The organism is Candidatus Hydrogenedentota bacterium (assembly GCA_016791475.1).
GTDB lineage: Bacteria > Hydrogenedentota > Hydrogenedentia > Hydrogenedentales > JAEUWI01 > JAEUWI01.
This window is the reverse complement of the sequence record JAEUWI010000261.1, coordinates 1-668: the sequence shown is the minus strand read 5'-3', so window position 1 is coordinate 668 and position 668 is coordinate 1. Positions and strand designations below refer to the sequence as shown.

Annotated in this window: 1 protein-coding gene; it reads right to left on the bottom strand. The window is 69.2% G+C overall.

Features of this window, described 5'->3' with window-relative positions; translation table 11 throughout:
- On the bottom strand, positions 1-668 hold a 668-nt coding region (tilS, locus tag JNK74_29095), incomplete at both ends, for a tRNA lysidine(34) synthetase TilS (GenBank protein MBL7650237.1).

Below are 668 nucleotides of genomic sequence, written 5' to 3'. Positions count from 1 at the left end.
CAAGGGGCGATACCAGGGCGGAACAGCCGCCTCCTGCAACAGATTCTTGAGGCTTCGACCGGGGCCATCGAGCCTGAGACGCAAGCGCTCACCGCCCATCCGCCCGCGCAGCTCACAGCGCGCGCCTGCCAGGGCCGAGGCCGCAAGCCCCTGCCCCACCGCCGGAACAAGCCTGACCAGGCCCCCCGCCCAATCCACGGCAGGCTCGCCCTTCCACACCAGCGCAGCAGGAACGGACGGCGGGTCGGCCCGCTCAATCCACCAGTCGTCGCGATACACACAGAGGGCGTGCGTCCCGAGCACCAGCCGCCAGCCGGCCGCCGCCGTGCCAAGGCGCAGCTGCCGCTCCGCCTCGCACAGACGGTGTTCATCGGGCATCAGAGCCCCGGCACGATCCAGGGCACGGCGCATCACGTTGCGCAGACGGGACGGTGTCAGACTCAAGGCAGCCGTGTGATTGAAGCGCCCCGCCACCCTGCCCGCCATGGCCGCAAGGTCCAGGTCAGCCAGATCATCCAGCAGATCGGCCGCTTCGGCACACAGGCGCCCGGTGCGGGCCAGCCCTGATGCCGCGCCGTTCTGACGTGCCTCCAGACGGGGCAGGATGTCCAAACGCAGAAAGTTGCGGGAAAAGCGCACGTCCTGATTGCTGGGATCATCAACCCAGG